24 protein-coding genes and 1 riboswitch are annotated in these 23,336 nt (G+C 69.8%); of the genes, 16 read left to right on the top strand and 8 right to left on the bottom strand.

The features are described 5' to 3' along the window. Window positions 1-82: 82 nt before the first annotated feature. Window positions 83-1,594, bottom strand: coding sequence for an RNB domain-containing ribonuclease (locus AB4Y72_RS11910; RefSeq protein ID WP_441426362.1), 1,512 nt, complete (start codon window positions 1,592-1,594; stop codon window positions 83-85). 41 nt (window positions 1,595-1,635) lie between these two features. On the opposite strand from AB4Y72_RS11910, the gene AB4Y72_RS11905 reads away from it, so the two are divergent. Continuing rightward, window positions 1,636-2,307, top strand: coding sequence for a ferritin-like fold-containing protein (locus AB4Y72_RS11905; protein WP_441426361.1), 672 nt, complete (start codon window positions 1,636-1,638; stop codon window positions 2,305-2,307). Window positions 2,308-2,325: 18 nt separating this feature from the next. Here the strand turns inward: AB4Y72_RS11905 and thiE are convergent, their stop codons facing one another. Continuing rightward, on the bottom strand, window positions 2,326-2,997 hold the full coding sequence (thiE, locus tag AB4Y72_RS11900; protein ID WP_441426360.1) for a thiamine phosphate synthase: 672 nt from the start codon (window positions 2,995-2,997) through the stop codon (window positions 2,326-2,328). A 26-nt stretch (window positions 2,998-3,023) separates the two neighbouring features. Next, window positions 3,024-3,144, top strand: a riboswitch (TPP riboswitch). Here thiE and thiO point away from each other — a divergent pair. The 4 genes from thiO (at window position 3,138) to AB4Y72_RS11880 (ending at window position 6,395) form a co-directional block, all read left to right on the top strand. Continuing rightward, on the top strand, window positions 3,138-4,514 hold the full coding sequence (gene thiO, locus AB4Y72_RS11895; protein ID WP_441426359.1) for a glycine oxidase ThiO: 1,377 nt from the start codon (window positions 3,138-3,140) through the stop codon (window positions 4,512-4,514). It overlaps the preceding riboswitch by 7 nt. Continuing rightward, window positions 4,511-4,747, top strand: a complete 237-nt coding sequence (gene thiS, locus AB4Y72_RS11890) for a sulfur carrier protein ThiS (RefSeq protein WP_441426358.1) — start codon at window positions 4,511-4,513, stop codon at window positions 4,745-4,747. Before thiO ends, thiS begins: the two co-directional genes overlap by 4 nt. Before the next feature lie 14 nt (window positions 4,748-4,761). Next, on the top strand, window positions 4,762-5,586 hold the full coding sequence (locus tag AB4Y72_RS11885) for a thiazole synthase (RefSeq protein WP_441426416.1): 825 nt from the start codon (window positions 4,762-4,764) through the stop codon (window positions 5,584-5,586). Window positions 5,587-5,684: 98 nt separating this feature from the next. Beyond that, a complete protein-coding gene (locus tag AB4Y72_RS11880; protein ID WP_441426357.1) occupies window positions 5,685-6,395 on the top strand; it encodes an alpha/beta fold hydrolase in 711 nt (236 codons plus the stop codon). A gap of 189 nt (window positions 6,396-6,584) precedes the next feature. Here the strand turns inward: AB4Y72_RS11880 and AB4Y72_RS11875 are convergent, their stop codons facing one another. The 3 genes from AB4Y72_RS11875 to AB4Y72_RS11865 form a co-directional block, all read right to left on the bottom strand. Further along, complete coding sequence (locus tag AB4Y72_RS11875; protein WP_441426356.1) at window positions 6,585-6,887, bottom strand: hypothetical protein; 303 nt, start codon at window positions 6,885-6,887, stop codon at window positions 6,585-6,587. A 43-nt stretch (window positions 6,888-6,930) separates the two neighbouring features. Next, entirely contained in the window at window positions 6,931-7,155 is a 225-nt protein-coding gene (locus AB4Y72_RS11870; RefSeq protein WP_441426355.1) for a DUF3107 domain-containing protein, read from the bottom strand. A 61-nt stretch (window positions 7,156-7,216) separates the two neighbouring features. Further along, window positions 7,217-7,864 (bottom strand): TetR/AcrR family transcriptional regulator, encoded by a 648-nt coding sequence (locus tag AB4Y72_RS11865; protein WP_441426415.1) that lies wholly within the window; start codon window positions 7,862-7,864, stop codon window positions 7,217-7,219. A gap of 168 nt (window positions 7,865-8,032) precedes the next feature. Between AB4Y72_RS11865 and moeB the strand changes: the two genes are divergently transcribed. Then, window positions 8,033-9,256: a molybdopterin-synthase adenylyltransferase MoeB gene (gene moeB / locus AB4Y72_RS11860; protein WP_441426354.1), complete on the top strand. Its 1,224-nt coding sequence runs from the start codon at window positions 8,033-8,035 to the stop codon at window positions 9,254-9,256. Window positions 9,257-9,343: 87 nt separating this feature from the next. Then, window positions 9,344-10,366, top strand: coding sequence for an SDR family NAD(P)-dependent oxidoreductase (locus tag AB4Y72_RS11855; RefSeq protein ID WP_441426353.1), 1,023 nt, complete (start codon window positions 9,344-9,346; stop codon window positions 10,364-10,366). A 79-nt stretch (window positions 10,367-10,445) separates the two neighbouring features. Here AB4Y72_RS11855 and AB4Y72_RS11850 read toward each other — a convergent pair whose 3' ends face one another. Continuing rightward, complete coding sequence (locus AB4Y72_RS11850) at window positions 10,446-11,828, bottom strand: glutamyl-tRNA reductase (RefSeq protein WP_441426352.1); 1,383 nt, start codon at window positions 11,826-11,828, stop codon at window positions 10,446-10,448. A gap of 159 nt (window positions 11,829-11,987) precedes the next feature. Between AB4Y72_RS11850 and hemE the strand changes: the two genes are divergently transcribed. Then, window positions 11,988-13,142, top strand: coding sequence for a uroporphyrinogen decarboxylase (gene hemE, locus AB4Y72_RS11845; protein WP_441426351.1), 1,155 nt, complete (start codon window positions 11,988-11,990; stop codon window positions 13,140-13,142). A 5-nt stretch (window positions 13,143-13,147) separates the two neighbouring features. Further along, entirely contained in the window at window positions 13,148-14,692 is a 1,545-nt protein-coding gene (locus AB4Y72_RS11840; protein WP_441426350.1) for a protoporphyrinogen/coproporphyrinogen oxidase, read from the top strand. Between the two features lie 302 nt (window positions 14,693-14,994). Here AB4Y72_RS11840 and AB4Y72_RS11835 read toward each other — a convergent pair whose 3' ends face one another. Together AB4Y72_RS11835 and AB4Y72_RS11830 are read right to left on the bottom strand one after the other, a co-directional pair. After that, entirely contained in the window at window positions 14,995-15,162 is a 168-nt protein-coding gene (locus tag AB4Y72_RS11835; RefSeq protein WP_441426349.1) for a hypothetical protein, read from the bottom strand. Between the two features lie 18 nt (window positions 15,163-15,180). Then, a complete protein-coding gene (locus AB4Y72_RS11830; protein ID WP_441426348.1) occupies window positions 15,181-15,561 on the bottom strand; it encodes a hypothetical protein in 381 nt (126 codons plus the stop codon). A gap of 252 nt (window positions 15,562-15,813) precedes the next feature. Here AB4Y72_RS11830 and hemQ point away from each other — a divergent pair, with 252 nt between their 5' ends. From hemQ to hemL, 7 genes are read left to right on the top strand one after another with little or no spacing between them, the layout of a single operon-like run. After that, window positions 15,814-16,560 carry a hydrogen peroxide-dependent heme synthase gene (hemQ, locus tag AB4Y72_RS11825; protein WP_441426347.1) on the top strand — a complete coding sequence of 249 codons (747 nt, stop codon included), beginning with the start codon at window positions 15,814-15,816 and terminating at the stop codon, window positions 16,558-16,560. Next, window positions 16,557-17,843 (top strand): ferrochelatase, encoded by a 1,287-nt coding sequence (locus AB4Y72_RS11820; RefSeq protein WP_441426346.1) that lies wholly within the window; start codon window positions 16,557-16,559, stop codon window positions 17,841-17,843. Before hemQ ends, AB4Y72_RS11820 begins: the two co-directional genes overlap by 4 nt. Continuing rightward, window positions 17,840-18,838 (top strand): hydroxymethylbilane synthase, encoded by a 999-nt coding sequence (hemC, locus tag AB4Y72_RS11815; protein ID WP_441426345.1) that lies wholly within the window; start codon window positions 17,840-17,842, stop codon window positions 18,836-18,838. Before AB4Y72_RS11820 ends, hemC begins: the two co-directional genes overlap by 4 nt. 19 nt (window positions 18,839-18,857) lie before the next feature. Further along, window positions 18,858-19,853 (top strand): uroporphyrinogen-III synthase, encoded by a 996-nt coding sequence (locus tag AB4Y72_RS11810; protein ID WP_441426344.1) that lies wholly within the window; start codon window positions 18,858-18,860, stop codon window positions 19,851-19,853. Continuing rightward, the gene (gene hemB / locus AB4Y72_RS11805) at window positions 19,850-20,833 is read left to right on the top strand and encodes a porphobilinogen synthase (protein ID WP_441426343.1); all 984 of its coding nucleotides are present in this window, start codon (window positions 19,850-19,852) and stop codon (window positions 20,831-20,833) included. The genes AB4Y72_RS11810 and hemB overlap by 4 nt, the downstream gene beginning before the upstream one ends. Continuing rightward, on the top strand, window positions 20,830-21,939 hold the full coding sequence (locus AB4Y72_RS11800; protein WP_441426342.1) for an LLM class flavin-dependent oxidoreductase: 1,110 nt from the start codon (window positions 20,830-20,832) through the stop codon (window positions 21,937-21,939). Before hemB ends, AB4Y72_RS11800 begins: the two co-directional genes overlap by 4 nt. A gap of 29 nt (window positions 21,940-21,968) precedes the next feature. Next, complete coding sequence (gene hemL / locus AB4Y72_RS11795) at window positions 21,969-23,300, top strand: glutamate-1-semialdehyde 2,1-aminomutase (protein ID WP_441426341.1); 1,332 nt, start codon at window positions 21,969-21,971, stop codon at window positions 23,298-23,300. Window positions 23,301-23,336: the final 36 nt, after the last annotated feature.

Below are 23,336 nucleotides of genomic sequence, written 5' to 3'. Positions count from 1 at the left end.
ACTCCTCCAGTCTAGCTGGCCATGGCCCGGATCCTCGACTGCGGCCGCGACCGCGCCGCGGGGCGTGCCCCGCGGCCGACCCTCAGAGCACGAGCTCCAGCCGGATTTCGCGCGTGGCGATGTCCGAGGACACCACCCGGACCCGGACCTGCGTTCCCGGTTCCAGCTCGCCGGGGCACCGTGCGGTCACGGCTGGCTCGGCGATCTGGACGATTCCGGACGGGCCGTTCCCGTTGCCGTTGGTTTTGCCGCCGTTCCCGTTGCCGTTGCCGTTGACGGTTGTGTTGCCGTTCGCGCCCTTCGCCGGCTTGGAGCCGGAGATGACCACGGCGTCGAACTCCTGGCCGACGTGGTTGACCAGCAGCGCCGCCTCCACGGTGTCCAGCGCCAGCCGCTCCAGTTTTGCGGCCAACTGGTCCGAGGTTGCCATGATCGCCGGGAGGGAGGGCAGCGCCGCCCTGGCCCAGGCCGGAACTTCGGTCCCGTTGCTCAGGGCCTCGCAGATCACCAGCACGAAGCGGTCGACCAGCCGCCGCAGCGGCGCCGTCGAGTGAGCGTAGGCGGCCCCGATGGCGGACTGCACGGCGGCCTGCGGCACGGTGCCGTCGAACGGCGTGTAGCCTGCGCCCCGGAACAGCATGCCCGCCGAATGCACAATGGCCAGCTGCCGCGGGTCCGTGGTGTCGAGCGTCCGGAGGTATTCGCCGTAGCGCATTTGCCCGTCCCAGGGCTTGCCGAGGGCGTGCGTCTGGCGGTGGAAGTGCCGCAGCGACGCCTCGTCCGGGGCGGGCATGGTGCGCAGGATGCCGACCTTGCCCTGGAGCATCAGCTCGGCGGCCGCCATCCCGGTCATGAGTGAAATCTGGGCGTTCCAGTCCTCCACCGGCAGGGGCGGGGCCGCGACAATCCGGTAGCCGCCGTCGGGCAGCTGCTGGATCTCCTGTTCGGGCATATTCAGGCTCGCGCCGCCGCGCCTGCGCTCCAGCTCGACCCGTTTGATGCCCACTTCCTTCAAGAGCTGGAGCACCGGCGCCGCGGCGCCGGCATCGAGCTCGGCCTGGACGCCCTTGTAGCTGAGCTTCGCACGGCTGCGGACCTGCGCCCGGCGCACGAGTACTGAGGTCACCTCGGCGGCGGCGTCGAGCTCAAACTCCCAAACGAACGCCGCGCACAACTGCCCGGCGAGCAGGCTGCCGGCGGCTTCGCTGATGACCTCCGGATGCAGCGGGATCCGCCCGTCCGGCGTGTAAAAAGTTTGGCCGCGGCGCCGGGTCTCGGCGTCGAGCGCCCCGCCCGGGGCGACAAACGACGGGACGTCGGCAATGGCGTAGAAGACCTTGTAGCCGTCGCCGCTGCGTTCGATGGACAAGGCCTGGTCGAGGTCGGTGGACGACGCCGGATCGATGGTCACGAACTCGACATGCGTGAAGTCCAGGTCCGGAAGCTTGTGCTCGGCCACCGCTGCCTCCGCGTCGCGGAGCACGATTTCAGGGAACGGTCCGGGCAGTTCAAGCGTGGTGCGCAACGCCTTGAGAGCCTCGGCCAACTGGTTCTGCTGCTCATGGACGTTCGGGGTAAGGCGATGATGTGACACGAAAATCAGGGTAGTCCGATTTCCCCGATTAGTCTTGGAATATGAGCGCAATCCCGGGCGATCCTGCCCGCTACAACAGCTTCCTGACGGATCTGCTCGGAGTCATGGCCTACGGCGAGCTTTCGGCCTTCGAACGGTTGTCCTCGGATGCCCGGTATTCGCCGACGCTGCATGACCGTGCGGTGCTGGGCAGGATCGCGGTTGTCGAGTTTCAGCACTACGAGCTCGTCCGGGCCAGGCTCGAGGGCATGGGCGTGGATGCCGAGGTCGCTATGCTGCGGTTTCAGCCTTCCGTGGACCACTTCCACGAGCGCACCCGCCCGGCGGACTGGTACGAGTCGCTCATGAAGGCCTACGTGATCGACACACTTTACGCGGACTACTACCGCGCGGTCGCCCGGTATGTCGACGCCGGGACCCGGGAGCTGATCGGGCAGATCCAGTCCGCCGAGGAAGCCACGGCCGTGCTGCAGGAGCGGCTCAAGGCGGCCCTGGCAGATGACCCGCGGCTGGCGTCGCGCCTGGCGCTGTGGGCCAGGCGCCTGCTGGGCGAGGCCCTGACCCTGGCCCAGCGGGTGAGCCTGGAGTACCCGCTCCTTGGCGGCCTGTCGGGCCTGGACGACGCCGGCGCCAAGGAGCTGGTCGACTCCCTGACAGTCGAGCTCGCGGCGAACCATTCGCGCCGGATGGCCGGGCTGGGTCTCGCCGGCTAGCCTTGCCGCGAAGCGTGGTCAGGAATCAGCGGCGTCCAGTGCCGCCAGCAGTGCGCCGGCGGCGTGGGCCGGATCATCGGCGTCGGTGATGGCCCGGACCACAACGATCCGCCGGGCGCCGGCGTCGACGACTTCCTCCACATTGCCGAGGTCGATGCCGCCGATCGCGAACCACGGCAACGGGCTCCCGGCCCGGCCGGTCGCCTCGGCGGCGTAACGCACCAGGTCGAGGCCGACGGCGGCCCGTCCCGGTTTCGTGGGAGTCGCCCACACGGGTCCCACGCAGAAGTAGTCGAGTCCCTTGCGCCCGGGCGAGGAAGCGATGGCGGCGTCCACCTGTTCGGGGCTGTGGGTGGACAGGCCGATCACGGTGTCCTTGCCGAGGAAACCGCGGGCGGCGTCAAGGGAAATGTCCTTCTGCCCGACATGGAACACCGGCGCCCCCGACAGGGAGCCGATGTCCGCCCGGTCATTGACGGCCCACAGCCGGCCGTGGCGCTGCGCTGCGGCGTGCAGGACCTCCAGGAGTTCGAGTTCCTCGCTTGCTTCGAGCGATTTGTCGCGCAGCTGGATGATGTCCACCCCGCCGGTGAACGCGGCGTCCACGAAGTCCGCGAAGTCGCCGCGGTCCCGGCGGGCATCGGTGCACAAGTAGAGGCGGGCAGTGGTGTGGAGGGAATCCTGGCTCATGAGAGAAGCCTAGTTCCTCTAAACTGGGCGCATACCGCGGGAGCCCGCAGCGGCCATGCCAACGCTGCCCGGCTGAGAGGGCGTCAGAGCCGACCGCTTGACCTGATCCGGTTAGTACCGGCGTAGGGAAGGAATTGTTCATGGGCACACGAGCAAGCCATGCAGCCGAAGGCACAGATGACGCCGCTTCCCGGGTTTGTGACGCCGGGCCCGGTGCCGCTGAGGGGAAGCCGGCACGGCGCACCGCTCATGCGGACATCCCAGCAGGGGAGATCCCGGCAGCGGAAATCCCAGCCGACGAGATCACGGCCGACGTTGCGGTGATCGGCGGCGGCGTGATCGGCCACGGCATCGCCTTCGAGGCCAGCCGCGCCGGCCGGTCGGTGGTCGTGATCGATGACGCGCCCGGCAGCGGGGCCAGCTGGGCCGCGGCAGGCATGCTGGCCCCCGTCAGCGAACTGCACTACCAGGAAGAGCAGCTGCTGGAACTGATGCTCGAGTCGTCCCGGCTGTGGCCCGGGTTCGCGGCCGGGATCGACGCCGGTGCCACCGGCACGGCACCCAACACCGCGTCCGGGACCGGCTATTTGACGACGCCGACGCTCGCCGTCGGAGCCGACGCGGCGGACCGGCGCGCCCTCGCGGATCTCCGGGAAGTCCAGCAGGCGTGCGGCCTCACCGTGGAACCCCTGACTGTGCGCGAGGCGCGAGGCCGGGAGCCCCTGCTGAGCCCCGGCATTTCGTGCGCCTTCGACATCCCGGCCGACCACCAGGTGGACCCCCGCCTGCTGATCGCCCGGATCTCGGAGTTGCTCGGCGCCGCCGGCCGCGGCAGCTTGGTCCGGCGCCGCGCGGCGGGGCTGCTCTGGGAAGGCGGACGCGTTGCGGGGGCCCGGCTTGCCGGCGGCGGTTCCGTGCTCGCCGCGGAAACCGTGGTGGCCAACGGGCTCGGCGCCGCCGGGCTCACCGATCTGCCTGCCGGCTTGTCCCTGCCGCTGCGGCCGGTCTACGGCGACATCCTCCGGCTCCGGGTGCCCGCGCACCTGCAGCCCCTGCTCACGGCCACCGTGCGGGGCATGGTGCGCGGGGTGCCCGTGTATATCGTCCCCCGCCAGGACGGCACCGTGGTGATCGGCGCCACCCAGCGCGAGGATGGCCCCTCGGACCCCCGCGCCGTTTCTGCCGGCGGGGTCTATCAGCTGCTGCGGGACGCCCAGCAGCTGGTGCCCGCGGTAGCCGAACTCGAACTGCTGGAAGCCACGGCCCGGGCGCGCCCGGGCACGCCGGACAACGCCCCGTTGCTGGGACGGGTTCTGCGCGCCGGCGGGGAGGTCCCGGGACTGATCATCGCCACCGGTTTCTTCCGGCATGGCGTCCTGCTGACCCCTGCCGCCGCCGCCATCTGCCGCCAGCTCATGGACGGGGTTCCGGATCCGCGCTGGGCCGGATTCCGCCCCGACCGATTTTCCCGCCACCCGGATGCGTCCGGGGACAGCCCCAACAAGGAAGCAGCATGAATATCAGACTGAACGGAACGGAGCGGAGCGTCGCCGACGGCGCCTCCGTCAGCACCCTCGTCAGCCAGCTCACCGGCCGGAGCATCGGCCCCGATGGCCGGGCTGCCGACGGGCGCAAGCTCGGCGTCGCTGTGGCCCGCAACGCCGAGGTGGTGCCGCGCAGCCAGTGGCACGCCACCGCGCTCGCCGACGGCGACGACGTCGAACTTGTCACGGCAGTCCAGGGAGGATGACCCGCATGAACGAAATGACCTTTGCAGGAACACCGGCGGGGCAGTCCGTGCCGGCCGGCCGGGCGCTCGCCGATCCTTTCGTCGTCGACGGCGTGACGCTCGGATCCCGCCTCATCATGGGCACGGGCGGGGCGCCGAGCCTGGACGGGCTGGGCGCGGCGCTCCTGGCCTCCGGGACGGAACTGACCACGGTGGCGATGCGCCGCTATTCGCCGGCGGAGGCCGGCTCGCTGTTCCAGCTGCTGGTGGACCACAGCATCCGGGTGCTGCCCAACACCGCCGGCTGCTTCACCGCCAAGGACGCTATCCTCACCGCCGAGCTGGCCCGGGAGGCCTTGGAAACGGACTGGGTCAAGCTTGAGGTCATTGCCGACGAGCACACCCTGCTGCCGGACGCGGTGGAGCTGGTGGACGCCACCGAGCAGCTCGTGGCCCGCGGCTTCAAGGTTTTCGCCTACACCAACGACGACCCCGTGCTGGCCCTCCGGCTGGAAAACCTTGGCGCTACCGCCGTGATGCCGCTGGGCGCCCCGATCGGCACCGGCCTGGGCATCCTGAACCCGCACAACATCGAGTTGATCGTCTCGCGGGCTTCCGTGCCCGTGGTCCTGGACGCCGGGATCGGCACGGCCTCGGACGCGGCCCTGGCCATGGAGCTGGGCTGCGACGCGGTGCTGCTCGCCACGGCCGTGACCAGGGCCCAGAACCCCGCGCTCATGGGCGAAGCCTTCAAACACGCCGTCATTGCCGGCAGGCTGGCGAGAGCGGCCGGCAGGATCCCGCGGCGCGAACACGCGCTGGCGTCATCGACGATGGAAGGCCGGGCCGAGTTCCTCTAAAACGCGGTTGCTCTGCTCCCGTTGGGCGAAATGACTCACGTGAGCCATAACGCCTGCGTCGTTAGGTAAATGTCGGTGGGCGCAGCAAGACTGAGAACGTGAAGATTGTCCTGATACCGCCTCTGCTCTGCTCTCCGCTCGCGTACGCCCCGGTGCTCGATGCCGTCTGGTCGCGCGGGCAGGTCACTTTGGCCGACACCCGCCACGACGACACCATCGCGGCCATGGCCGAACGGATCCTCCGCGAGAATGCCGGCGACATCGCTGTTCTCGGAACAAGCATGGGAGGGTACGTCGCCCTGGAAGTCGTCCGGCAAGCACCCGGTCGTGTCACCGCTCTCGCACTTGTCAGCACGTCCGCTCGAGCCGACACCGCGGAGCAGATCCAAGCGCGGGCGCGCCAGTCCGCGCTCGTCGAAGACGGGCATTTCCATGCTCTGGTCGACGCCGCCTTCCCCGGCGTCGTCGCAGCAGGCAACGAATCCGACGGTGCACTCCTGGCCACCTGGCGCTCCATGACCACCCCAGTCGGCGCGGAGGCATTTCTTCGCCAGCAGCAGGCCGTGGTGCAGCGGGCCGATCTCCGCGGGATGCTGCCGTCTATCGCTTGCCCCACAGCGATCATCCACGGGGCCCAGGACCGCCTCATTCCCCTCGACGCTGCCGAAGAAATAGCAGCGGCAATGCCCACGGCCCAGTTCACCGTCGTCGAGGGTGCTGGCCACCTCCTGTTCCACGAGCAGCCCACCGCCGCACGCGACGCCGTCAACGCCTGGCTCGCGTCCGCAGCGTCAGAATGCCGATCTTGAGACTTCATCCCATGGCTCGGGATCGCGGTCCAAGCCGTCAACGTCGCAACGCCGGGCCCCACCGCCTCAAACAACAGTGACCACGCACCCTGGTGGGTGCATGGTCACGGTTGAACTCACACTGACGGTGCCCGGGCGGCCACTGTCCCGACCCCTGGGTCTTTTCCTGCCGGCTGCGGGCAGGGCCCGCTAGAGCTTCAGGATGGTGGTCAGCCGGTCGGTGTCCTGCCGGGAGCGGGTCTTGCCGAGGTACAACACAGCGGCAACGGAGGCTGCCGTGCCCAGAATCATCGGCAGGATCCACGGGATCCAGGTCAGGCCCGGCTGGTAGCCGAACCCGGCCGCCATGAAGATAATCCAGCTCAGCATGCCGACCGAGGCCGCAGCCGCCGCCGGGACACTAATGCCGTATTTCGTGTGTCGCTTGTCGTTGGCCCACACCACGAAGCCCGCGGCGACGGTCACCATGGCGACCACAATCAGGGAAAGCATTCGGGACCCCTCACGAAGTGAAAGACAGCAGTGAACGAAAAAGCTAGAGGGCGCCGAATCCGACGCGGCGGGCTTCTTCTGCCCCGATTTCCACGTAGCCCAGGACGTTCGCGGGGACAATCACCAGACGGCCCTTGTCGTCCTTCAGCCGCAGTTCGCCGCCCTTGGCGATCGCCTCGCCCACCAGCTTGGCGACGGCGTCAGCGTCCTGGGTCGATTCGAGCACGATTTCGCGGCCGATGTTCTGAATACCAATTTTTACTTCCACAGCGGGGCCTCCCAGCCAATCAAGGTCCAAAAAAAGTCCAAGGTCAATCTCTATTTGTAGTCTAGGTTTCCTTGGGGAAGCGGGAGATTCCGCGCCAAGCTAAACGGTAGATGAGATCGCTGGCCACATCGAGATCCAGGTTTCCGTCCGTTTCCAGCCAATACCGGGCGCTCACCTGGGCCAGTCCGGCGAGACCGCGGCCCAGCAGCTGGGACTCCAGCTCCGGCAGTTTGGTGTCCTCGGCGATGACGCGGGCGACGGCGTCGGCAAAGGTCTTGTTGAACGCTTCCAGGCGCGCACTGACGTCGGGGTCGTTGATCAAGTCGGATTCGAAGACAAGACGGTGCGCCTGGTCGTCGTTGGCGATGAACCGGAAGTAGGCACGCATGACCGCCTGGACGCGTTCGTCGTTATCGCTCGTGGAATCCAGGGCGCCCAGGAGAAGGTCGATCAGCTTGCTGAGGTGGCTGTCCAGCAGGGCCAGGTAGAGGTCCCGCTTGGACGGGAAGTGCTGGTACAGGACCGGCTTGCTGACATGGGCGGTCTCGGCGATCTCGTCCATCGCGGCACCGTGGTAGCCGTTCGCCACGAAGACTTCCTGCGCTGCCGCCAGCAGCTGCGCCCGGCGCTCGTCGCGGGGGAGGCGTGCCGAACGCTGGCCGCTGCGCGCCTGTCCGGCCGGCGGCTTGCCGTTCCCGTCCCGCTCCACCGGTGCCTGATGAACCACTGTCGGCCTTCTTTCCCTATTCACCCCATTGCGTTCACCCGTTTGCGCGCAACGCGACTCAACTGCATTTGTACTCCACTACTTTGCACTCAACCACACTTTACGCGCGGGTAATATGACCTTGCGGTATCTTCGGGCATAGATTGAAGTATGGCTTCCAAGTTCACCGCCACCGGTGCCCCCGCAACCCCCCAGGCGCAGCTTGATCCGCGGCCCGGACCGCTGGTTGATCCGGCAGCGGACCTCAGCCCGGATGAGGTGGAACGCTACTCGCGCCACCTGATCATTCCGGAGATCGGCGCGATCGGCCAGCGTCGGCTCAAGAACGCGAAAGTCCTGGTGATCGGGGCCGGTGGTCTTGGTTCTCCGGCCCTGCTCTATCTCGCCGCCGCCGGGGTCGGGACCCTCGGCATCGTCGACGACGACGACGTGGACCTGAGTAATCTCCAGCGGCAGGTCATCCACGGTGTCGCAGACGTGGGCAGGCCCAAGATCGAGTCCGCGCGCGATGCCATTGCGGCACTGAACCCCCTTGTGGACGTCCGGCTCCACAACGTCCGCCTCGACGCCTCCAACGCCCTGGAGCTCTTCGCCGGCTACGACCTCATTCTTGACGGAGCCGACAACTTCGCCACCCGCTACCTCGTCAACGATGTCGCCGCCATCCTTGGCAAGCCCTACGTCTGGGGGTCGATCTTCCGCTTCGACGGCCAGGTCAGCGTCTTCTGGGAACAGTACGGGCCCACCTACCGGGACCTGTATCCGGAAGCGCCTCCGGCCGGGTCCGTGCCGTCTTGCGGGGAAGGCGGCGTCTTCGGCATGCTGTGCGCCGCCGTCGGGGCGCTGATGGTGACCGAGGCCGTGAAGCTGATCACCGGCGTCGGCAGGTCACTGCTGGGCCGGCTGGCGCTCTATGACGCGCTGGGCGGGACGTGGCGGGAGATCAAGGTGGCCCGCGACCCAGCCGCCGCCCGCATCACGGAACTCACCGATTATGAGGCGTTCTGCGGAATAGCCCCGACTCCGGATGCCGGCACCGAGCACACCGTGACCGCGACCCAGCTCGCCACCATGCTGGCCTCCCGCAAAGCCGGTCTCAAGGACTTCCATCTGGTGGACGTGCGCGAGAGCGGGGAATACGAGATTGTCCGCATTGACGGGTCGGTGCTGATCCCGCAGGGCCGCATCCTGGCCGGCGAGGCATGGCAGGAACTGCCCCAAGACGCCGAAATCGTCTTCCACTGCAAGGCCGGAACACGATCGGCCGCCGTCCTGTCCGCGGCCCGCGCCGCCGGCTACGAGCGTGTCAGCCACCTTGAGGGCGGCATCCTGGCCTGGGTGCGGGACGTGGAACCCGGCAAACCCGTGTACTGAGGCCGAGTACTGAGGCCATCTGGCCGTTCACACCGCTGCACCCGAAGAGCACTATCCATCGAATGCGCCCCAGCGAAAGGCTTGGTCATGAGCGAGGAAAACACCCTGACGCCCCAGCGAAAGATCGGTTCCGGCTTCGGCCGGGACTCGACGGCGGCGGAGGTCATTGCCGGCATCGACCTGAATGGCAAAACCGCGATCGTTACGGGAGGCTACTCGGGGCTGGGCTTGGAGACCGTCCGGGCACTGGCGTCGGCCGGTGCCGCGGTAGTGGTTCCCGCCCGGCGGCCGGAGCACGCCCGCGACGTCCTCGCCGCGGCAGGGATGGCGCCGGGAACCCCCGGCGGCGACGTGAGCGTGGCCGGGCTGGACCTCGCGGACCTGGCCAGCGTAAAGGAGTTCGCCGCCGGCTTCCTGGCCGGCGCAGCGCCCGGCTCGCCGCGCACCCTTGACATCCTCATCAACAACGCCGCAATCATGGCGAGCCCGGAGCAACGAGTGGGCCCGGGCTGGGAAGCGCAGTTTGCCACGAACCACCTGGGCCACTTTGCCCTCACCAACCTGCTGTGGCCGGCGCTGGCAGCCGCGGAGGGAGCCCGCGTGGTGTCGCTGTCCTCCACCGGACACAAACTCTCCGGGATCCGCTTCGATGACATCAACTTCGACGCCGGCTACGACAAGTGGCGGGCGTACGGCCAGGCCAAGACGGCCAACGCGCTCTTCGCGGTCCAGCTCGACGCCTTGGGCCGCGACTCCGGGGTGCGCGCCTTCGCCGTCCACCCCGGGGGCATCATGACCGAACTGCAGCGGCACCTGCCGCGGGAGGAAATGATCGCCGCGGGCTGGATGGACGAGAACGGCAACGTCGACTCGCGGTTCAAGACGCCGGCGCAGGGTGCGGCGACGTCGGTCTGGGCCGCCACGGCCCCGGCGCTCAAGGGCATGGGCGGCGTCTATTGCGAGGATTGCGACATTGCTGAACCCACCGTGCCGGGTTCGCCCGAAGCGAGGATCAGGGGCGTGGATGCCCACGCGGTGGACCGGGAGGCTGCCGCGCGGCTGTGGCAGTTGTCGGCCGACCTGACGGGGATCAACGCTTTCGCCGCGTAGGCGGCAGGCCCGGCGGCCCCGTGCGGGCGGGAGCGCCGCAGGCAGCTATGCGCTGGGGCCGGCTGTGTGCCGAGGTCGGCTATGCGGTTTCGCGGATGTCGCCGGCGGCGGGGCCGCTGTTCGTGGCGGTGTGCTCCGGAGCGTTGTGCTCCACCGGGCACTCCGCCGCAGCGGAAACTGCAGAACCGGATCCCGCAGCGCCGGGGGCGGGCTCAACCGTGATGCCGTACAGCGCCTCCAGGCCGGCCACGTAGGCGTCCTGCTGCCCGTTGGCGGCCAGTTCGCGCGCCCGGACGGTGGGGACGTGGAGCAATTGCTTCACCATGCGGCGGAGCGCGAATTCGACTTCCTCGGCGGCGGCAGTGCAGCCGTGCCGGGCCCGGACCTTTTCCATTTCGGCGTCCAGGACGTTCATCGTGTGGCGGCGCAGGGCAACGATCGCCGAGTCAACGGAGCGGGCCTCGCGCTCCTGCTCGAAGGCGCCGGCCGCGCCGGACACAATGCTGCTGGCCTGCGCCAGCGACTCGGCCTGTTCTTGGGGTGCGGCGAGCCGGACGGACTCGAGCGTAAGGAGTTCGACGCCGTCGAGGTCCCCCACGGCCGGGTCGAAGTCATGGGTCAGGGCGAGGTCGATGGCGATGAGCGGCTGGGGGGCGTTCGCCCGGATCCGCGCGAGGTCGGCGGCTTCGACCCGGCTGTCGGATCCGCTGCAGCCGATCATGACATCGGCCGCGGCGACAGCCTCCGGAAGCGTGTCCTCATCGAGGGCGGTGCCGCCGCGGGTGGCGACGAAACCGGGGGCGCGGCCCGAGGAGGAATAGACGCTGACATCGGTGCAGCCGCGTTCGCGCAGCAGCGACATGGTGGCTCCGGCGTAGGCGCCGGTGCCGAAGACGACCGCCTTCTTGGCGGACCAGTCCGGGTTTTCCGATAGGTCCGTGGCGAGATCCAGCGCCACGGAGACGATCGAGAGGCCGCGCGACCCCAGCGCCGTCTGGGCGCCGACGTCTTTGGCAGTTTTAGAGGCGGCCTGGAACAGGCGGACCAGGCCGGAGCTTGCGGTGCCTTCGTGCTGGGCGGTGATCAGGGCACGGCGGACCTGGCCGGCAATTTCGCGTTCGCCCACGACGGCGGAGTCCAGGCCGGAGCTGACCGCGAAGAGATGCCGGCTTACCTCGGCGCCGGTGCGGGTGCTGAAGGCGCGGGAGACGAGCTGATCGTCGAGTCCGCTGGTTCCGCTGATCTGGGTGATGAGGGCTGCCCGGGCCGCGTCGACGGCGTCCGCGTGGGGGGCCTCGCCGTAGATTTCGAAGCGGTTGCAGGTGGCAAGGACAACGGCACCCGCCACGGCCGGCGATCCGGCGAGGGCGGATGTGGCAAGCCCGGAAGCACCGGTGCTCAACTGAGCAACGGTTTCGAGGTCGATGTCGGCGTGTGTAGCCACCAATGAGAAAAGAACCACAGCCCGACCATCATAGCTTTTTCGCACCCGTGTAGAACAACTATCTTGGCGTGGGACTGCGCACCCTGGTCTGTGATTCGCGCCACGCCGCCGCGCGCGGCTCGGCGCGTGACAGGCTGTCGTTATCTTTTGGCCGCAAATTTGGGCACAATCGAAGTCATGACTCCAAGCGCTGCGGCACGTGCCGGCACGACAAATTTCAGTACGTCCGACGACGGCGCAGCCGGCCATGCCGCGGATGAGGCCGCCGGCCGCCTCCCTGCCGGACACCCGCTGATGGATGGGCGCACCGCAGGCTCGCCGCTGATCACCGCCTACCGCGGGGGCACGCCCTCCCGCCGTCCCGTCTGGTTCATGCGGCAGGCGGGCCGCTCGCTCCCCGAATACTTGAAGGTCCGCGAGGGTGTCGCGATGCTGGACTCGTGTCTGCGCCCGGAACTGGCGTCCGAGATCACGCTGCAGCCGGTCCGGCGCCACGACGTCGACGCCGCCATCTTCTTCTCGGACATTGTCATCCCGCTCAAGCTGGCCGGTGTCGGTGTGGACATCGTGCCCGGCGTCGGGCCCGTCCTGGACAAGCCGGTCCGCACCGCCGCGGACGTCGCAGCCCTGCCGCAGCTGACCTGGGAGGCCCTGGAACCCATCCGCGAAGCCGTCCGGCTCACCGTGGCCGAGCTCGGCAGCACGCCGCTGATCGGTTTCGCCGGTGCGCCGTTCACGCTCGCGGCGTACATGGTGGAAGGCAAGCCGTCGCGCGACCACCTCGGGCCGCGCACCATGATGCATGCCGACCCGGAAACGTGGACGGCGCTGGCCAACTGGGCGGCCGACGCCTCCGGCATGTTCCTCCGGGCGCAGCTGGAAGCCGGCGCGTCCGCCGCGCAGCTCTTCGACTCCTGGGCCGGTTCGCTGGGGCTGGCCGACTACAAGCGCTTTGTTGCTCCGGCGTCGGCCCGGGCCCTGGACCATGTCCGCCACCTCGGCGCACCGCTCATCCACTTCGGCACCGGCACCTCGGAACTGCTCGTCGCCATGCGCGACGTCGGCGTCGACGTCGTGGGCGTTGACTACCGGCTGCCGCTGGACGAGGCCAACCGCCGCCTGGGCGGGACCGTTCCGCTGCAGGGCAACATCGACCCGGCGCTCCTCTCCGCACCGTGGGAAGTCCTGGAAGCGCACGTCCGCGACGTGATTGCTGCCGGCTCCGCGGCGCCCGGCCACGTCCTGAACCTGGGCCACGGTGTGCCCCCGGAGACGGATCCCACTGTGCTGACGCGCGTCGTCGAGCTCATCCACTCCATCTCCCCGGAGTAAAGGGCATGGACGCAGGCGCCGGCCGAACGTCCGCGGAAGGCACCGCCGCGGCGGCTGGCTCCCTCGGGGCGACTGCCCTGGTGGTTGGCGGCGGGATATCAGGGCTGCTTGCCGCCCGGGAGTTCGCCCTGGCCGGTGTCCGCACCACCGTGCTGGAGGCCGGCGACGCCTGGGGCGGCTGTGTGGGCAGCCATGCAGTGGCCGGACTGACCTTGGACAGCGGGGCGGAGTCATTCGCCACCCGCACCGCTGCGGTAGCCGATCTCGCCGCCGAACTCGGGATTGCCGGCGAGATCGTTGCGCCGAACCCCGGCGGCGCCTGGGTCCAGCTCCCCGACGGCCCGCGGGAACTGCCCAAGACCGGCGTGCTCGGCATCCCGGCCAATCCCTGGGACCCGGAAGTCCGCCGTTCCCTGGGCCTGCTTGGCTCCCTCCGCGCTTCCCTGGACGCGGTGCTCCCGGCCTCGCTGGGCACTGCCGACGAAGCCACGAGCGTGTCCGTGCTGGTCCGCCGGCGGATGGGCAGGCGGGTGCTGGACCGGCTCGTTGCGCCGGTGGTCGGCGGCGTCCACTCGGCCGATCCCTCAGTGCTCGACGTCGACATGGTGGCCCCCGGGCTGCGGGCCGGCCTCCGCCGGCACGGTTCCCTCGCCGCCGCCGTCGCGGCCCAGCGCCGGGGAGCCGCCGGCACAGGCGTGCGGGCCTCGGCAGCCGGCACCGGCGCGCCGGCCACGAACCAGCCTGCCGGGCTTCAAAAAGCCGGCTCCGCCGTCGCCGGCCTGCGCGGCGGGATGCACACCCTCGTGGCCGCCCTGCTGGCCGATCTGCGACAGCGCGGGGTCACCCTGCTCAGCGGGACCCCGGCCCGGTCCGTGCGGCGCACAGCCGGCGGCTGGCGGATCACCACGGACCAGGCCACGTACGACGCCGGCCTGCTGGTGGTTGCGGTCGAAGGCCCTGCCGCCGTCGGGCTGCTCGAAGAATCCCTGCCGGACCTTGCTCCCCTCCGCCCCGAGGCCGGGCCCGATGTCAGCTTGGTCACCCTCGTGGTGGACCTCCCGGCCCTCGACCGGGCGCCACGCGGCACAGGCGTGCTCGTGGCGCCGCAAAGCCCGGGCGTGCAGGCCAAGGCGCTGACCCACGCCACCGCCAAGTGGGCTTGGCTGGCGGACCGGACCGGACCCGGCAGGCATGTGTTGCGGCTCTCCTACGGCCGGGGCGTCGCCCCGGGCAACACCCGGGAGTCCGACGCCGGGGGAGCCGGGGCCGCGCGGCGCCCGGACGATGAACTGTTCGGCGCCGCCCTGGCCGATGCCTCGGCGCTGCTCGGGGTCCCGGTCACTGCCGACGCCGTGGCGGGATGGGACGTGGTCCGCTGGGCAGGTGCACTGCCCTTCGCCTCCCTCGGCCACAGGCAACGCGTCGCGGCGGTTCGGAGCGTCTGCGCCGCGGACGGCTCACTCGCCCTCGTGGGCGGCTGGTTGTCCGGCAACGGCCTGGCTGCTATTGTCGCCGACACCCCGCGGCAGGTCCGCGCTCTGCTGCCCTGACACCCCCTCAGTCACAAAAATCACAACGGTCCCAGATGCCCCCTGAAACCCTCCGGCATCATGGGTTACTCGCCGGTATTCCCTGGTTTTTGGCTGGTTTTTCCTCGTGGTGGATTCCGGCTAGGCTCGATGACCATGGTTATTTTCAGGTCCAACGTGTCAACAACGAAGACCAGGCGCCATGGGGGGCTCCGGCGCGGCACTGCAGCAGCCGCTCTCGGGGTGGTACTGGCTGTCACCGCAGGCGTTCCCGCCTCGCATGGTGCCACCGGGTTGTCGGCAGCAGCGACCACCCCCTCGGCTCAGGGCTCACTGACCATCGGTCTGGATGACGTGCTGGGCAGCCTGCTGGGCTCCTCGCCGAGCTCCTCAGATTCCTCAGATTCCTCCGACTCGGACTGGGCCACCCCCGCGCCGTCGCCGACGCGCAGCAGCAGCAGCCCGGAGCCTACGAGCCCGGAGCCCAGCACCCCTGAGCCCAGCAGCCCTCAGCCCAGCACCAAGGCGCCCAGCAATCCCCAGCCCACGGCCCCGCGCACCAGCACTCCGCCCTCCGGGACTCCCAGCGCTACCGTTGCCCCGCCGGCCGGGCCGCCGGCGCCGGGCGCTGCGCTCACCGCACCGGCCGCGGGAGTCGCAGCGGGGGCTTCCCCGGCCGCGCAGGCCCCCGGCCAGGTGGCTGCGGTCGCCGGTGCCGGCACGGTCGCCGGGTCCCAGTCCGGAGCCGCGGCGGCCGGAAGCCGGGCCGCCGCGCCGGCGCCGCACAGTGCGTCGCCGTCGAAATCTGCAGAGCCGCAGCCATCACCGGCCGGCTCGACCAGCGCCGTCCCGACAACGGCGCCGGCGGCCAGGGGGCATGCGGGGGGCACCTCCCTGGAGGCTACCTCGTCGGTGGGACCCGAAGGGCCGTCCCCGCTCATCGGCTGGGGGATCAGCCTGGTGGCGTTGTCCCTCGGCGCCGGGGCCGCCTATGTGCGCCTGCGGAAGAGCTGACCCGCCAGCGGTCCGGCTTCCTGGGCATCGCCACCGCTGGAGCGGCGGCATGTGAAATAAAGCACTTCTACGCGTTGTAGAAGTGCTTTTTTTCGACTTAGCCGGGGAGAGGGGGCAGACTGGTAACCATGAGCCACACTTCTGCCGAATCTGTCACTAAAACCGGAATGCCAGTCCCCGGAGCATCAGTCGCCGGGGCGTCGGCGCCCGACAATTCAACCGAGCAGTACTTCACCCTCTGGACTGTTTTCAAGCGGTCCGCAGACGTCCTCCGCGACGCGGACGCGGCGGGGGACTTCGAGTCCCTCGTGGCTGGTCTCGCCGAATCCGGCGTGGTCCACCGCGGCAGCTACGACGTTTCCGCCATGCGCGCGGACGCGGACATCATGATCTGGCTCCACGGACCGAAGCCCGAGGACCTGCAGCGGGCGGTCCGGAGCATCCGCCGCAGCAAGCTCTTCACCGGCACCGAGATCGCCTGGTCCGCCATGGGCGTCCACCGCGAAGCGGAATTCGCCAAGAACCACACGCCCGCGTTCTCCCGCGGCGTCGAACCGGCGGAGTGGCTCTGCGTCTACCCGTTCGTCCGCTCCTACGAGTGGTACCTCCTGCCGGACGCCGAGCGCGGCGCCATGCTCCGCGACCACGGCCTCCTGGGCCGGGACTTCCCGCAGGTCATCTCCAACACCGTTTCCTCCTTCGCCCTCGGCGACTGGGAATGGATCCTCGCCCTCGAGGCGCCCGAACTCGTGGACCTCGTTGACCTGATGCGGCACCTGCGCGCCACCGACGCCCGCCACCACGTCCGCGAGGAAGTCCCCTTCTACACCGGCCGCCGCGTCAGCGCCGCCGAGATCGCCGAGGTCCTTGCATGAGCCCGCTGGATCCACAGGAGACCGCCACGGCGGTGACCGCAGTGAACCCCGCTACCGAGGCCGGCCGGATGGCCCCCAAGGATTACGACGCCGTTCTCCTGGCCTCGTTCGGCGGCCCGGAAGGCCAGGAGGACGTCATCCCGTTCCTCCGCAATGTCACCCGGGGCCGCGGCATCCCGGACGAGCGGCTTGAAGAGGTCTCGCACCACTACCGCGCCAATGGCGGCATCAGCCCCATCAACCAGCAGAACCGCGCGCTCAAGGCCGCCATGGAAGCCGAGCTCACCGGCCGCGGCATCGATCTGCCGGTCTTCTGGGGCAACCGCAATTGGGACCCCTACATCCCGCAGACGCTCAAGGACATGTACGACGCCGGGCACCGCAAGGTCCTCATGGTCACCACGAGCGCCTACTCGTGCTACTCCAGCTGCCGCCAGTACCGCGAGGACATCGGCATGGCCCTGACCGAAACCGGGCTGGACGGAAAACTCGAAGTGGACAAGGTGCGCCAGTACTTTGACCACCCGGGCTTCGTCGAACCGTTCGTCGAGGGCACCGCTGCCGGTCTGGCCGACGTCCGCGCCCAGCTCGCCGCCGCCGGCACGCCCGACGCCCCGGTGCACATCCTCTTTGCCACCCACTCCATCCCCACCCGCGACGCCGAAGCCGCAGGCCGCTCAGAGGGCGAATCCCGCCACTTCGAACAAGACTCCGCCTACGTGGCCCAGCACCTTGCCACCGGAACCGAGGTCATCCGCCGGGTTGAAGCCGAGTCCGGCCTGACGGCCCCGTGGTCCCTCGTTTACCAGTCCCGTTCCGGCGCCCCGCATGTGCCGTGGCTCGAACCCGACATTAACGACGCCATCGAGGACCTCGCCGGCCAGGGCGTCAAGGGCGTCGTGATCGTGCCCCTGGGCTTCGTCAGCGACCACATGGAAGTCGTCTGGGATCTCGACACCGAGGCGCTGGAGACCTGCGGCACACTCGGCCTCGCCGCGACCCGCGTCCCCACGCCGGGAACCCACCGGAAGTTCGTGGCCGGAATCGTGGACCTGATCAGCGAGCGGACCACGGCGAACAACATCGCAGACCGGCCGCACCTGACCGGCCTCGGACCCTGGTACGACGTCTGCCGGCCGGGCTGCTGCGCGAACTTCCGCGGCGAAAAGCCTACCATCGCGGGCGCCGACACGACCGTCGGGACAGGCCATGATCCCTACCCGGCCGCAGCACCCGCGGCCGCGGATATGGCGGCCCCGGCGGCTGGTCAGGCAACGCCGTGACCGTCCGGATCGGAACCCGGGCCAGTAAGCTGGCCCTGACCCAGACCCAGCAGACCGCGGACCAGCTGGCCGCCGTCGGCGGATTCCCGGTGGAGCTTGTCCACATCAGGACCGACGGCGATGTCCTGACCGGCTCGCTGTCCCAAATGGGAGGCACCGGGGTGTTCGTTGCGGCCCTGCGCGATGCGCTGCTGCGCGACGCCTGCGATGTCGCCGTGCATTCGCTCAAGGATCTGCCCACCGGGCCGGCCCTCGGACTGACCCTCGCGGCGACGCCCAAACGCGTCGACGTCCGTGATGTGCTCTGCGCCCGGGACGGGTTCAAGCTGGCCGACCTGCCCGCCGGCGCCAGCGTGGGCACCGGTTCTCCGCGCCGCGCGGCACAGCTGCGTGCCGTCCGGCCGGACCTGGACATCCGGGACATCCGCGGCAACGTCGATACCCGGCTCGGACGCGTCCCCGGGATCGCCGGCAACACGACCGACGCCGTCGTCGACGGCAAGTCCTGCGACCTCGACGCCGTCGTCCTGGCCGCCGCCGGCCTGCACCGGATCGGCCGTCTGGACGCCGTTAGCGAGTATCTCGAGACCGACATCATGCTTCCCGCCGCCGGCCAGGGAGCCCTGGCGATCGAGTGCCGCGCCGCCGACGCGCCGCGCCGGGCCGGGTCCACGGAAGGGTCCCAGGGCGTCCTCGCCCAAGCCCTCGCAGCCCTCGACGATCCCGATACAAGGCTTGCCGTCACCGCCGAACGGGCGCTCCTGGCCCGCCTGGAGGCAGGCTGTGCCGCGCCGGTGGGTGCCTATGCCTACCGCAAGGGAAGCATGCTGCACCTCGACGCCGTGGTGTGCGCCGTTGACGGCACGGCCAGTGTCCGGGACCAGAAGGCAACCGATGGGCTGACCGAGGTCGGGGCGACCTTGCTGGGAATCGAACTGGCCGAGGCCCTGCTGGCCCGCGGCGCCGCCGACATCGCGGACCTGACCGCTTCCTGAACCGGGGGATCCAGCGCACATGGAACGGGACAGCGCCAGCAACGAGGGCACCAACGCACACGCAGGCTACGCCAGCGGGGCGCTTGAAGGCGCCCGGATTCTGATCGCCCGCAGCCCGGACCGTGCCGGCGACCTCGTCGCGGCCCTGCGCCGCCTGGGCGCCGAGCCGCTCCTGCTGCCTCTCATCGACTTCGAGGTGGCACGCGACCAGCATTCCCTGGACGTCGCCTTCGACGCCCTCGGCGCCGGCGCCTACAACTGGCTCGTCATCAGCAGCGCCACCACCGTTCAGGTGCTCGAGGCCAAGGCCGCCGAACGGGGCTCCAGCCTCGCCGCGTGGCTGCCCGGCCACGTCCAGGTAGCCACGATCGGCCCCGCCACGCGGCAGATCCTTGAGTCCCGGGGAATCAGCGTGGACCTCGCGCCCACGGCATCGCAATCCGGGGCCGGCCTGCTCGGCGTCTGGCCCGAAGGCCGCGGCAGCGTACTCCTGCCGCAGGCGGACATCGCCGACCCCCGCCTCCGCCGCGGACTGGAACGCCTTGGGGCCTCGGTGCAGGCCGTGACCGCCTACCGGACCGTGGACTACCCGGCCGATCCCCGCCTGGGCCTGCCGCCCGCCGGGCCGCAAGTGGCCGACGCCGACGGCGGGCAGCCGGCCGGCGTCCTGACAGCGGCCGAAGCGAAACGCGAGGTCCTCGCCGGCCGGCTCGGCGCCGTCGTTGCCGCGTCCCCGAGTGCGGCGCGCCGCCTCAACGCGGAACTCGCCCCGCTCGGTGCGTGCCGGTTCGTCGCGATCGGGCGTTCGACGGCGGCGGAAGCGGCGGTGCTGGGACTCACCGTCGCGGCCGTCGCGGAGGCGCCAACCGCGTCGGGCCTCGTCGCCGCCGTCGTCCGTTCTCAATCATCACAGCAGCCGCGGCAGCCGCCGCAGCAGCCCCCCGCCGCCGCCCCGGCAGGGCTGTCACCAGCAGATCGTTTCCCAGCAGAGCATCAAGCGAAGGACAACACATGAGCTTTCCCACCCACCGGCCGCGCCGGCTCCGCACCACGCCCGCCATGCGGCGGCTGACCGCTGAGCACCGGCTCGCCGCCGCCGAGCTGATTCTTCCCGCCTTCATCCGTGAGGGCTTGAGCGAGCCCAGTCCGATTGCCTCGATGCCTGGCGTGCAGCAGCACACCACCGACTCGCTCAAACGCGCCGCGGCCGAGGCTGTAGAGCTGGGCGTCGGCGGCATCATGCTGTTCGGCATCCCCGCTGTCCGGGATGCGCGGGGCACCGCCTCCCTGGACCCCGACGGTGTGCTGAACAAGGCCATCAGGGACGTCCGCGCCGAGGTAGGCGACGAGCTGGTGGTCATGAGCGACGTGTGCCTGGACGAGTTCACCGATCACGGCCACTGCGGCGTCCTGGACGCCAACGGCTACGTGGATAACGACGCGACCCTGGAGATATACGGACAGATGGCCGTGGCCCAGGCCGACGCCGGTGCGCACGTCCTGGGGCCGTCCGGCATGATGGACGGCCAGATCGCCGTGATCCGGCAGGCCCTGGAGGATGCCGGGCACGCCAACACCGCCGTGGTGGCCTACGCCGCGAAGTACGCCTCCGCGTTTTACGGACCTTTCCGCGAGGCCGTCGACTCGCAGCTGACCGGCGACCGCCGCACGTACCAGATGGACGCCGCGAACCGCCGGGAAGCCATCCTCGAGGTGGACTTGGACCTGGCCGAAGGCGCCGACATGGTCATGGTCAAACCGGCCATGAGCTACCTGGACATCCTTGCCGACGTCGCCGCCATGAGCCCGGTCCCGGTGGCCGCCTACCAGATTTCCGGCGAGTACTCGATGATCGAGGCCGCCGCCGCGAACGGCTGGATCGACCGCCGGGCCGCCATCACCGAATCCGTGCTGGGCATCAAGCGCGCCGGCGCCAACATGGTGCTGACCTACTGGGCGAGCGAACTCGCCGGCTGGCTCGAGGAATCCCGGTGAACACGGCTGCTGAGCCCCGCACCCCGTCGGCCGTTTCCACACCCACGGAACCGGTCGGGCCGGGCCGCATCCTCCTTGGACTGAACACGTTCGGTGACGTCGGCGTCTTCCCCGACGGCCATCCCGTCCCGCACGCCCAGGTCCTCCGGCAGCTCCTGGAACAGGCTGAGCTGGCCGACGAGGTCGGCCTGCACGCCTTCGCGGTGGGGGAGCACCACCGCCGCGACTTCGCGGTCTCCGCCCCGGAAGTGTTTCTGGCCGCCGCGGCCGCCCGGACCAAGCACATCCGGCTCGGTTCCGCCGTGACGGTGCTCAGTTCCGATGACCCGATCCGGGTCTTCCAGCGCTTTGCCACCGTGGACGCCATCTCCAGCGGCCGAGCGGAAGTCATGCTGGGCCGCGGCTCGTTCATCGAATCCTTCCCGCTGTTCGGCCTCGACCTGGCCGACTACGAGGTCCTCTTCGAGGAAAAGCTCGAGCTCTTCGACAAGGTCCGGGCGCAGGAACCCGTCCACTGGGAGGGCCGCACCCGGCCGGGCATCAGCGGCCTGAGCGTCTATCCGCCGTTGGAGCACCACCTCCTGCCCACCTGGATCGGCGTCGGAGGGACCCCGGAGTCGGTGCTGCGCTGCGCCGAGTACGGCTACCCCATCATCTTCGCGATCATCGGCGGCCAGCCACGGTCCTTTGCCCCGCTGGCCGGTCTCTATCGCGAGGCCATGGCCAAATACGGTCACCCCATGCAGCAGGTGGCCACCCATTCACCCGGCCACGTTGCCGCCACGGACGAGGAAGCCCGGGAGGAGTTCTTCCCGCACTGGATCGCCATGCGCAACCGGCTGGGCGCCGAGCGGGGCTGGGGTCCGGGCAGCCGGGCCGAGTTTGACGCCATGTGCACGGCAGAGGGGGCGCTCTATGTCGGGTCTCCGGAGACGGTGGCCGCGAAGATCGCCCTGTTGAAGAAGAACCTGGGCGTGGACCGCTTTGATCTCAAGTACAGCAACGGCACCCTGCCGCATGCGGCCATGATGCGCTCCATCGAACTGTTCGGCACCGAAGTGGCACCCCGCGTGGCAGCGCTGCTGGCCAAGCCCGCCGGACACTGACCGGCCGCATAACTGAAAGAATAGGAACCATGACTTCCAGCATGCCTCGCAACGAGGAACTCTTTGACCGCGCCCGCCAGCTGATGCCGGGCGGCGTGAACTCGCCCGTGCGAGCCTTCGGCTCCGTGGGCGGGACGCCGCGGTTCATGGTCTCCGCCAAGGGCGCCTACCTGACCGACGCCGACGGCGCCGACTACGTCGACCTCGTCTGCTCCTGGGGCCCGGCACTGCTCGGACACGCCCACCCCGAGGTCATCGCGGCGGTGCACGCCGCCGTCGACCGTGGCCTGTCTTTCGGCGCATCGACGCCGGACGAGGCCAACCTCGCCGCGATCGTCAAGGAGCGCGTGCCGGCCGCCGAACGCGTCCGGATGGTCTCGACCGGCACCGAAGCCACCATGACCGCCATCCGGCTGGCCCGCGGCTTCACCGGCCGGAACCTCGTCATCAAGTTCGCCGGCTGCTACCACGGCCACCTCGACGGCCTCCTGGCCGCCGCGGGCTCGGGCCTGGCAACCCTCGCATTGCCCGGCTCGGCCGGCGTCACGGCCGCCACCGCCGCCGAAACCCTCGTCCTGCCGTACAACGACCTCGACGCCGTGGAAGCCGCGTTCGCCAAGCACGGTGACAGCATCGCCGCCGTCATCACCGAGGCCGCGCCCGCCAACATGGGCGTCGTCACCCCCGGCGAGGGCTTCAACGCGGGCCTGTCCCGGATCACACGCGAGCACGGTGCCCTGCTGATCCTCGATGAAGTCCTGACCGGGTTCCGCACCGGCTACTCCGGCTACTGGGGCCTGACCGGCGGTGCCGCCGACGCCGCCGAACCGTGGGTCCCGGACCTGCTGACCTTTGGAAAGGTGATCGGCGGCGGGATGCCGACGGCGGCCCTCGGCGGCCGCGCCGACGTCATGGACTACCTCGCGCCCCTGGGGCCCGTCTACCAGGCCGGCACCCTCTCCGGGAACCCGGTGGCCATGGCCGCCGGCGTCGCCACTCTGACCCACGCGACCCCCAAGGTCTATTCGTTCGTGGACGCCCGGTCCCTGGAGCTTTCCGCGGCGCTGTCCTCTGCCCTCGACGCAGCCGGCGTGGACCACTCCATCCAGCGCGCCGGCAACCTGTTCTCCGTGGCGTTCGGCACGTCCGCCCGCGGTGTCCACAACTACGACGACGCCCAGGGCCAGGAAGTGTTCCGCTACGCACCGTTCTTCCACTCCATGCTGGACTCGGGGGTCTACCTGCCGCCGTCGGTCTTCGAGGCCTGGTTCCTCTCGGCCGCGCACGACGACGCCGCGATGAACCGGATCTTCGACGCCCTGCCGGCCGCGGCGAAAGCGGCCGCAGCCGCGAAGGCGTAGCCGCACCGCAACGTTAAACGACTGATGGCACCCGCA

Source organism: Arthrobacter sp. YAF34 (assembly GCF_052113245.1).
Taxonomy (GTDB): Bacteria; Actinomycetota; Actinomycetes; order Actinomycetales; family Micrococcaceae; genus Arthrobacter.
The sequence above is the reverse complement of the archived record's forward strand: the minus strand, read 5'-3'. Positions and strand labels throughout refer to the sequence as shown.

Excerpts from the sequence above, each read along its gene's own strand:
- AB4Y72_RS11905 (WP_441426361.1), top strand. The coding sequence starts at position 1,636 with ATGAGCGCAATCCCGGGCGATCCTGCCCGCTACAACAGCTTCCTGACG.
- thiE (WP_441426360.1), bottom strand. The coding sequence starts at position 2,997 with ATGAGCCAGGATTCCCTCCACACCACTGCCCGCCTCTACTTGTGCACC.
- thiO (WP_441426359.1), top strand. The coding sequence starts at position 3,138 with ATGGGCACACGAGCAAGCCATGCAGCCGAAGGCACAGATGACGCCGCT.
- thiS (WP_441426358.1), top strand. The coding sequence starts at position 4,511 with ATGAATATCAGACTGAACGGAACGGAGCGGAGCGTCGCCGACGGCGCC.
- AB4Y72_RS11885 (WP_441426416.1), top strand. The coding sequence starts at position 4,762 with ATGACCTTTGCAGGAACACCGGCGGGGCAGTCCGTGCCGGCCGGCCGG.
- AB4Y72_RS11875 (WP_441426356.1), bottom strand. The coding sequence starts at position 6,887 with ATGCTTTCCCTGATTGTGGTCGCCATGGTGACCGTCGCCGCGGGCTTC.
- moeB (WP_441426354.1), top strand. The coding sequence starts at position 8,033 with ATGGCTTCCAAGTTCACCGCCACCGGTGCCCCCGCAACCCCCCAGGCG.
- AB4Y72_RS11855 (WP_441426353.1), top strand. The coding sequence starts at position 9,344 with ATGAGCGAGGAAAACACCCTGACGCCCCAGCGAAAGATCGGTTCCGGC.
- hemE (WP_441426351.1), top strand. The coding sequence starts at position 11,988 with ATGACTCCAAGCGCTGCGGCACGTGCCGGCACGACAAATTTCAGTACG.
- AB4Y72_RS11840 (WP_441426350.1), top strand. The coding sequence starts at position 13,148 with ATGGACGCAGGCGCCGGCCGAACGTCCGCGGAAGGCACCGCCGCGGCG.
- hemQ (WP_441426347.1), top strand. The coding sequence starts at position 15,814 with ATGAGCCACACTTCTGCCGAATCTGTCACTAAAACCGGAATGCCAGTC.
- AB4Y72_RS11820 (WP_441426346.1), top strand. The coding sequence starts at position 16,557 with ATGAGCCCGCTGGATCCACAGGAGACCGCCACGGCGGTGACCGCAGTG.
- AB4Y72_RS11810 (WP_441426344.1), top strand. The coding sequence starts at position 18,858 with ATGGAACGGGACAGCGCCAGCAACGAGGGCACCAACGCACACGCAGGC.
- hemB (WP_441426343.1), top strand. The coding sequence starts at position 19,850 with ATGAGCTTTCCCACCCACCGGCCGCGCCGGCTCCGCACCACGCCCGCC.
- hemL (WP_441426341.1), top strand. The coding sequence starts at position 21,969 with ATGACTTCCAGCATGCCTCGCAACGAGGAACTCTTTGACCGCGCCCGC.